13 protein-coding genes are annotated in these 8,843 nt (G+C 43.0%); all 13 read left to right on the forward strand.

Going from position 1 to position 8,843, the window contains the following annotated elements:
• Positions 1-232: 232 nt before the first annotated feature.
• Complete coding sequence (locus ACIPUA_RS07100) at positions 233-427, forward strand: hypothetical protein (protein ID WP_038601416.1); 195 nt, start codon at positions 233-235, stop codon at positions 425-427.
• A gap of 6 nt (positions 428-433) precedes the next feature.
• Positions 434-925, forward strand: coding sequence for a transcription/translation regulatory transformer protein RfaH (gene rfaH, locus ACIPUA_RS07105; protein ID WP_152716364.1), 492 nt, complete (start codon positions 434-436; stop codon positions 923-925).
• 14 nt (positions 926-939) lie between these two features.
• Positions 940-1,272: a hypothetical protein gene (locus tag ACIPUA_RS07110; protein WP_449059493.1), complete on the forward strand. Its 333-nt coding sequence runs from the start codon at positions 940-942 to the stop codon at positions 1,270-1,272.
• A 42-nt stretch (positions 1,273-1,314) separates the two neighbouring features.
• Positions 1,315-1,560, forward strand: coding sequence for a hypothetical protein (locus ACIPUA_RS07115; RefSeq protein WP_449059494.1), 246 nt, complete (start codon positions 1,315-1,317; stop codon positions 1,558-1,560).
• The gene (locus ACIPUA_RS07120; protein ID WP_449059495.1) at positions 1,550-2,008 is read left to right on the forward strand and encodes a hypothetical protein; all 459 of its coding nucleotides are present in this window, start codon (positions 1,550-1,552) and stop codon (positions 2,006-2,008) included. The genes ACIPUA_RS07115 and ACIPUA_RS07120 overlap by 11 nt, the downstream gene beginning before the upstream one ends.
• Before the next feature lie 18 nt (positions 2,009-2,026).
• On the forward strand, positions 2,027-2,584 hold the full coding sequence (locus ACIPUA_RS07125; RefSeq protein ID WP_449059496.1) for a hypothetical protein: 558 nt from the start codon (positions 2,027-2,029) through the stop codon (positions 2,582-2,584).
• Positions 2,585-2,641: 57 nt separating this feature from the next.
• A complete protein-coding gene (locus ACIPUA_RS07130; protein ID WP_283126741.1) occupies positions 2,642-2,920 on the forward strand; it encodes a hypothetical protein in 279 nt (92 codons plus the stop codon).
• A complete protein-coding gene (locus ACIPUA_RS07135) occupies positions 2,904-3,152 on the forward strand; it encodes a hypothetical protein (RefSeq protein ID WP_449059497.1) in 249 nt (82 codons plus the stop codon). The genes ACIPUA_RS07130 and ACIPUA_RS07135 overlap by 17 nt, the downstream gene beginning before the upstream one ends.
• A 455-nt stretch (positions 3,153-3,607) precedes the next feature.
• Positions 3,608-4,171 (forward strand): type IV conjugative transfer system lipoprotein TraV, encoded by a 564-nt coding sequence (traV, locus tag ACIPUA_RS07140; protein ID WP_449059498.1) that lies wholly within the window; start codon positions 3,608-3,610, stop codon positions 4,169-4,171.
• Positions 4,149-6,884 carry a type IV secretion system protein TraC gene (traC, locus tag ACIPUA_RS07145; protein ID WP_449059499.1) on the forward strand — a complete coding sequence of 912 codons (2,736 nt, stop codon included), beginning with the start codon at positions 4,149-4,151 and terminating at the stop codon, positions 6,882-6,884. Before traV ends, traC begins: the two co-directional genes overlap by 23 nt.
• Positions 6,860-7,285, forward strand: coding sequence for a type-F conjugative transfer system protein TrbI (gene trbI / locus ACIPUA_RS07150; protein ID WP_449059500.1), 426 nt, complete (start codon positions 6,860-6,862; stop codon positions 7,283-7,285). The genes traC and trbI overlap by 25 nt, the downstream gene beginning before the upstream one ends.
• 9 nt (positions 7,286-7,294) lie before the next feature.
• Positions 7,295-7,927 carry a type-F conjugative transfer system protein TraW gene (gene traW / locus ACIPUA_RS07155; protein ID WP_449059501.1) on the forward strand — a complete coding sequence of 211 codons (633 nt, stop codon included), beginning with the start codon at positions 7,295-7,297 and terminating at the stop codon, positions 7,925-7,927.
• A partial coding sequence (traU, locus tag ACIPUA_RS07160) for a conjugal transfer pilus assembly protein TraU (protein ID WP_449059502.1) occupies positions 7,924-8,843 on the forward strand: 920 nt, incomplete at its 3' end. The genes traW and traU, both read left to right, overlap by 4 nt.

An 8,843-nucleotide genomic window follows, 5' to 3' on the forward strand; every position in this document is an offset into this window, starting at 1 on the left:
TTCCAAGAAGGTTTTCAGCTGAAGTTTATTGAACAAATGAAGAAAGCCAAATCGCAAAAGCAAGAGAGTCAGTCGCTGGAAAACTCCATTAACCAAGGTATCACCGTTTCAAAACAAGCATTAGAGCGGATTTCTTTAGGGGATGCCGTCCCCGTTGAGAATAGCCCGCAGTAATAGACGTCCTTTCATTATTTATTCTTAATTTTCATTGTCATCATTCAGGTACAGCCCAATGCAAAACCGAATTCGTCAGCTAAAAAAGCGGATGCGTTTGAGTACGTTACTTATGACACTCATTACGATTTCTCCGGCCGCGTTATTTGTTTCCCATCATGTGAGTTGGGACTCGGTCATCTTTTTAGCCATTTATAGCGGGTTAAGTGTTTGGGTTGTACAAATCCTGAGTGCTGACCATCAACTAAAGTGAGTCATCATGGAAAAGTGGTATTTATTATATTGTAAACGTGACCAGGTTTTACGTGCGATTGAGCACCTTGAGCGTCAAGGGGTAACTGTGCATAACCCGACCTACAAAACGGAAAAAATGGTGAGAAACCGACGCAAGAAAGTGATGGAGCCGTTATTTCCCAATTATTTATTTGTGAAGTTTGATTATGAAGTTATCCACTTTTCAACAATTGGTTCAACACGCGGGGTGAACTACTTTGTGCGCTTTGGCCAGAACCCTGTGGTAGTGCCGAATGAAGTGATTGCGACACTGGTTGTACCTGACTTTGTGAAAGAAATGAGTGATAACCTGCCGCAAAAAGGGGATGAAGTTGTCATTACGGACGGTATTTTTGCGGGTATTCAAGCAATTTATAACGAACCCGATGGTGAAGCACGTTCGGTGTTGCTCCTTAAAATCCTCAATAGAGACGTTCCCAAAGTTGTCGATAACCGTAGCTTTGAAACTATCAAATAGCAGAGGGATGGGGAGTGGCAATATCAATACCTACTATTATTACCTTTGTTATCGTGTTGTTTTTTTGCCTGACTGTTGCAATGGCATTAATCGATGAAGAGTATGGTAAGGCTGCATTAATCATATTCGCTATTATACTTATTATAGGTTTGTATAAAATTGAATACGTTGATAAAGCTGAAAGTATAAATAAAGGCGAGCATTACACAACACAATGTCAGCTGATTGAAACCAATATTGATAATGGATTATTTCAGCCAAACACTAATAAGCTCAATTGCGGTGATGTGATTGAAAATGTGTCAGTGGATGAATATCAAGAGGCGATTAAAGCTTATAAAAAATAACAAGCTAATCGCTAATTTCAAATTTAATAAAATGAGAAAACAATGGAACGATTGCAAACTATTATAATTATTTGTGTTATTGCTGCACTTGGTTTTTTAAGTTCGAGATTAATCATCTATTGGGAGCAGAATACAGAGTATCGTCGTATCAATAATTTTATTAAGCATTGCACGTCACCTGTAAATCATGAATTGGCTGATGGGTTATATCGTTATCAGTGTGATGCGGGTTTCTATACCAGTTCATTATCACCTGAGAAATTTAAAGAATTAAAAGATGAAAAATAAAAAGTTATTTAGATATATTATGATGGTAAACAATATTCCTGATCACGTGTTTAATCAAAGGCAAGCTAGAACACTTATTTTGACCTATCTATTTATCGTTGTTGTTATGATTTATATTTTAAATTGGATAGGCTCTCTGTTAATTAATGATTTAAACCTACCAATCTATGTTTCCGGGATTTTGCTTGCGTTTGTTATCACTGCCATTATGTGCGTTAAGTTTAATTTGGCAAGCAAGTTTCCGATTAAACATGAACGTTTAGATAAACTCCTCAGCCAATATAAGCCAAATAACCCTGAAGCATACGACCATTTAAAGAAAGAAACAGCTGAAAATCCGGATAACTTCCCTGTTTATTTGAAGGAGTGGATTGCGGTAGAAAAAGAAACGTATGACGAATACAAAGCTAAACCCAAGCACTACCAATTTACGGACAGTAAAAAATAGGACATGCAAGGAGATATCATGAAACGAACGTATTTACCGACAGATGGCGTTTCGTTAGCAAGTATCGTGGCTAATGGGACACACAATAATGACTGGAATGGTGCGGGTGTCGGTGTCGGAAGCGGCGGTCTAGTTGTTGGCGGTGCGGCGGGACAATCAGTATCACGGTCTGAGTTAGCGAAAATTTTTGATGTGTTGGAAAAAGAACCGGAACGAATGCCTGCTAACTATAATTTACTGGTAATTCCTATGTTCTTTATCTTGTTATTTGTGTTAACGGATTCTGCAGTGCAAAACGAAACTTACAGGGTAATTATCGCTATAGTATTAATTGTTTTGGGTATTGTTTGTACTGCGGTATATGGCATCTACTTTTCAGGGATAAGAGATAAAGAAATCAGGGAAGAAAATGCCAGGTTGAAGCGTGAGTATGAATTGAAAAAAGCCATCTATTATCGATTACGCTTTGTTGAGTCTGATTTTGTTGTTTTTGACCCTGTGACGGGATATTGGGCTTATGCGGAAAAAGCAAAACTAATTTCATTAATCAAAAAAATTAAAGCTAAAAATCAATAAGTAAAAACGAACATGATATAAATTGTGTTTTAAAATTAAATAAAAGGTAAGGTTAACATGGAAATAAAATTATGGTGGTTGCCTTTATATATGGTGATTTTTTTAGTTATTCTTTTTTCTTGGTTAATTTACTCGGGGAAACGTGAGGATATTGAAAAACACATTCCAAATGGTGAGCGGTATTCTAAGCTTGAAATTTTCAAATCAATAGAACGAAATGGAGAGGTTATCTATTATTTAGGTAATGAAAAAAATCAAATCGAAGTTTCTAAAGTAGATTACGATTATGCAATTAAAGTTTACCAAGAGAGTTTAAGAAATGAAAATAAAGTCTAAAGAATTGAGTGTTATTTGTTTAAGTCATTTAATGCCAAATATTAATAATACCCATAATTACTATCTTGCTTCATTCACTGTTGCTGCAAAGAGAAAAATCATGGTGATTGATGAAATATATTATTTAATGTGGGCGGATAGGGAGATTAAGGCAGAAAGGACGTACTTTAATGCGGCGAGAGCTGCAATTAATAATTGTTCTATACGGATTAATTTAAATAAAAGCACTTAATAATTGTGCTTAATTAAATTGGAGATTACTAATGGCTCACTGTTTAGGGTGTAGAGGACCTTCTGATATCTATCATCTTTCTGATTCTGTATCAGATTACGGCGAAGTAATATTGTTCATACTTATTGTGTCAGTGCTGCTTAACTTGTTTTTTTTAATCAAATTATTATTTGAGAAAATAAAATCCAAATAGCTATTGGAAGCCTTGGCGGTGTTAAATTTCACGGGTTTAGGCTTTGGTATAAAATCATCAAGTAACGTCTTTCGTTTAAATTCAAATTCCTAGAAACTCACTTGTACTCAAAAAGTACATGATTATCCGTTAATTAACCGTATTTAATTAAATGGTTATGAATAAAAATATTTTTTTCGTCACTGAATAAGCGGCGACACAAATTCATCGTTATTTCTCCACAAAACACTTCTTTTTGTCATTCATTTATAAGGTTCATTTTATGAAAAAATTCCTAATTCTAGGCGCATTAACCTTGCTCGCCGGTTGTACAGCGGGCATGAAAGATACCTTTGATTGCAATGCCACGGCGCAAGACAGCTGCATGACGATGGAAGAAGCCAATCAAAAAGCGGCACAGCAAAATGTGTCTTGGAACCATCCTGCTAATGGGGAGGGCACATCCCAAAAGCGAGTTGAGTTGCCGCGGTTAGCGCCGTTGGCAACCCCGACAGTACCGGTTGTGACAACCGCATCTCCGGCTCAGTCTGTTCGTACTGTGATGCAGGATAATCGCGTTTCCTCACAAAGCGTGAGGGAGTTAGGCGCATTTAAGCCTTCATCCGCATCCGTTAAAAAATCCGTGCCATCCAATGCACTTCCCCCTATTCAACACACGGCACAAGCCTGGGCGAGCTGGGGTGATATTGGTATGGCACCACCTCAACGATTACCGACCACGACGGCTCGCTTATGGATAGCCCCGTGGATAGATGAACAAGATAACCTGTATCAACCTGCGGTTGTCTCTTTTGTGGTGAAAGATGGTCAGTGGAGAGTCCAATAACATGAACGAAAAACCGTCCTTAATCGATAAGCTAATTGCCCCGTTTCTCCCTAAGTCAAAAGACATTGTGTTTGATGACGAGCCCGAACCGGTATCGTTGCAAGAAGCGTTATTCAAGAACTTATTTACCGCATGGCGAGAGCCGGATGGAAATAAACGGGCGGCTGAGGCCTTGGAGAACATGGATTACCCCTCCTTTTGCAGCCTCTTACCGTATCGTAATTATGATGCAAAATCCGGTCTGTTTATCAATAAAACCACCATTGGTTTTGCGTTAGAGTGCACGCCCTTAGTGGGGGCCAATGACAAAATTGTCGATGCACTGGATTATTTTTTGCGTAATAAACTCCCACGCAAAATACCCTTAACGTTCATGTTATTGGGGAGTAAGTGTATCAGCGAGCAGCTAAGCTATGGGCTAAAAGACTTTGGGTGGCAAGGTGAAGAAGCGGAGAAGTTTAACCATATCACTCGTGCGTTTTACGAGCGCGGTGCCTTGGTGGGGTTAGATAACAAGCTCAATCTTCCGTTATCGTTACGCAATTACCGTTTGTTTGTGTGTTATGCGGAAGAGCATAAAAAAGCCGATGCCCTGACATTACAAAAAGTGAATCAAACCCTCAGTATCGTCATGGAGTCCTTGGCTGGCGCATCCCTACATTGTGAGCAAATGAACGATAAAGGATTACTTCAACTGGTACGTGAAATCAGCAACTTTCGGCATGACCAGATTGCATTGCCAAGCAGCAAAGTTGATCCGTATGAGTCACTCAATGATCAATGTGCTGACCGCTCTTTGACCCTTGAAATTCGCCCTGATGCCATTCATCAGTCGTTATCGATGGAAAAAGGGCAAAAAAGCCAAACCCGTATCATGAATTATATGTTGGAGAAAAACCCGACACAGTTTGCCTTGTGGCAAACGGGCGATAACTTGAGTAATTTGCTTGATCCTGCGTCCAGTGTGTCCTGCCCATTCGCCATTACCATGACCGTGTATGTTGAAGATTTGGTGAAAACCCAAAATGAGGCCAAGAGAAAATTTATTACCAATAACAGTCGGGCTAACTCTAAGTACATCAATTGGGTGCCTGGGGTCAAGCGTAAAGCTGATGAGTGGAAGGGGCTACAGAGTGGGCTGGATACCAATCAAATTGCCCTCGCACGTTTCAGTTACGGTATCACTTTATTTTGCGAAGACGATGATGATAAAGCGTTAAAAGCAGAAATGGCGTTGATGAATACCTACACCACCAATTATTTGAAGCTGTGTCCACCGACCTTTATGCAATTACGCAACTACTTGGCGCTGTTCCCTTTTGTGATGCAAGAAGGGTTGTGGGGTGACATGGTACGTTCTGGCGGCACGCTGAGAGCCAAAACCTTTAATGTCGCCAACTTATTGCCTGTGGTGGCTGATAATCGAATTTGTCAAAAAGGCTTACCTATCCCGTCGTATCGGCATCAACTCTCCTTTCTCGACATTTTTGAGCGGGGTTCTGGTCTCGGTAACGACAACTTTAATGCCGCCGTGTGTGGGACGTCAGGCAGTGGTAAATCGTTTCTCATGCAAGCGCTGATCCGTCAAGTGCTTGATTCAGGCGGTTGGGCGTATGTGCTGGATATGGGGGATTCCTATAAAGAACTGTGTCACAGCCTCGGGGGTGTTTATGTTGATGCCCGTGACCTTAAGTTTAATCCGTTCGCGGGGGTCGTGGACATTAAAGAGGCTGCAGAAAGTATTCGTGACCTGCTCATCGTGTTGGCGAACCCTTCGGGTGATATGGATGATGTGTCTAAATCTATCCTACTCAATGCCGTTCAAGACGTATGGGAAGGGAAAGCACCAAGCAAGCGTAAAGGCAATCAAGTCCTGATTGATGATGTTCACGATTACCTTAAAGCCGAAGTTGATATGGGCTACTTTGATCCCCAAAGTACGGTCCAAAATAAGATGCAAGAAATCATTGTGGCATTGAAAAAATACACCACCAAAGGGCTGTACGGGGCGTATTTTAACAGTGACAAGCCGGCACTGAATGAGCAAGTGCGCTTTACCGTACTTGAAATGGGTGGGCTGCAAAATAAACCCGACCTGTTAGCCGCTGTGATGTTCTCCATGATGATCTTCATCCAACAACGGATGTATTTAACGGCGCGCAGTATCAAAAAACTCGCGGCCATTGATGAAGGTTGGAAATTGCTGGATAACAAGAGCTCCTTTGTCGCCGACTTTATTGAAGGTGGTTATCGTACTGCCCGTAAATACGGCGGGTCGTACATTACCATCTCGCAAGGGATTGACGACTTTGACGGTGATGGCGCCAGCACCGCCGCGAAAGCCGCGTGGAGTAACTCCTCCTTCAAAATTATCTTGCGTCAAAACATGGAAGCGTTTCGTAAATACAATCAGAAGAATCCCGACCAGTTCAATCCTGTTGAACGCGCCATTATTGAAGGGTTCCCTGCCGCAGGGGATGCACACTTTAGTGCCTTTATGCTGCGAATTGCGGGGCGCTCCTCATTCCATCGGTTGGTAACCGATCCGATTAGCCGAGCGTTGTACTCAACCGATGGGGATGACTTCCAATTTCGTGAAAACCGCATGGCGGAAGGATTGTCACAACAAGCGGCGTTATTGGCACTAGCTCAACGCAAATTCCCACAAGAAATGGAGACCTTATCCCAATGGCAGAGTCAAACACGACATTAGTCGACAAGGCAGTAAAAACCCCTGCTCTAGGCATGAGCCGTCGCCGCAAACAATGTTTAAAAGCCATGAGTTTTTTTATGGTCATTGCGGTGGTACTTAGCTTCAGTATTTCGGTGTTTGTGGTGCGCTGGCTTGCCCCCGTTACCGTCACTTTCGACATGACAGGCACGGTCAACCAGTACCAGCAGCAAATGGCCATGCAGTTTAACAGCGAAAATCCATTGAGCGAACAGCAAATCGCCGATGCCACTCACCGTTTTCAAGTGGCGCTCAGTGACAGTTTATCCGAGTATCAACAGTCACATCAGGCCCTGATTTTAGTCACCCCTGCGGTGGTCATGGGCGCAGAAGATATCACAGTCGATATTCAAGCCGCGATTGCCGACAAAATGGCCCAATAAGGAGGGGAAATGAAGCGATTACAGTTGTCTGTCATTGCCTTGTTATTCAGTGTTCCTTGTTTTGTTACCGCCAAAGACCTCGGGGTATGGGGAGATGTCTATCCCGTTCAAGAGCAAAGCATGTTGGACTTTATCCAAGGGCGGTTAAAACAAATGGAAGGGACGGGCGAAATCGCGCAGATGCAACAAGATTTTAAAGATCGCGTGATTGAAAACACCCTGCGTCCACCGCCTGTGGATTGGCTCAGTACTGATACCGAAGCACATACAGTGTGGTACGACCCGACCTTTACGGTTCAAGGGGATTATGCCGATCACAATGGCGTGGTGTTTGCCCGACAGGGCGACAAAATAAACCCGCTGAGTCATGTGGCACTCGGGCAAACTCTTTACTTTTTAGATGCGGATGATCCCCGCCAAATCGCGTGGATGAACGCACAGCAACCCACGACCTTGCGTTATAAAGTCATTTTAACCAACGGTAATATCAAAGAGGCGACGCAGGCGCTCAATACGCGCGTGTTCTTTGACCAAGGGGGCAATTTAAGTCGTCAGCTCGGGCTTCAGTACATTCCGGCGGTGGTGACGCAAGAGGGCGACAACCTCAAAATCGTCTCAGCGGCAATGCAGGAGGGGCGATGAGAAAATTTACCCGTTGGTTATTGAGTGCCTGTGTACTGGGGTGTGTAACAGTAGCAACGCCAGCGAAAGCCGATGTGATGTGTGAAGGGAATTTTGTTAATCCGATCACCGATATTTGTTGGGATTGCCTGTTTCCGATGACCATTGGTAATGTGCCTGTTTTCCCTGGTGTGGCACCGGATACAGAAAACCCGTCGATGCCGATACAAATTTGCCCGATGGGGATTTTATACCGCATTGGTTTAGCGATTGGTTATTGGGAGCCCTTTGCTTTGACCGATGTGACCCGTTCACCGTATTGCATGGTGAATTTAGGCGGCTTTAACATCAACGTTGGTAAGATGGGCGGGGGCAAAGGCACGCAAAATGACCCTGCAACCCAAGGGGCGTTTTACCATGTGCATTGGTACAAATACCCACTGACCTATTGGCTCAATATCATTACCTCGGCAGGCTGTTTAGAGCGTGGGGATATGGATATCGCCTATTTATCCGAGTTAGACCCACTGTGGAATGACAGCTCTTTGTCGTCGATTATTGCCCCTGAAGCGTTCGTGTTTGCCAATCCAATTGCGCAAGGAGCATGCGCCGCAGATGCGATTGCCAGTATTGGCAGCAAGCCTTTAAATGCGCTCTTTTGGTGTGCGGGTTCTCAAGGCAGTATGTATCCGTTTACGGGGTATACGGGCAATGAATTTAGTCCGCAGGCTTCCTCGGTTCTTCTTTCTGAGCGCATGGCATTTAAGTTGCATCGGCAAGGGTTGGTGATGAACAGCGTCGGGAAAAATCAGGAGGTGTGTTACACCTATCCGTCCCCGATTATCCCGAAAGACCGTTATCGCTATCAAATGGTAAACATGTACCCCGATACGGCCCAGTGTCATCCCTTTGGTCGTTCCGTGATGCGCTGGCAAAC

This window comes from Providencia sp. AGC89 (assembly GCF_053543535.1).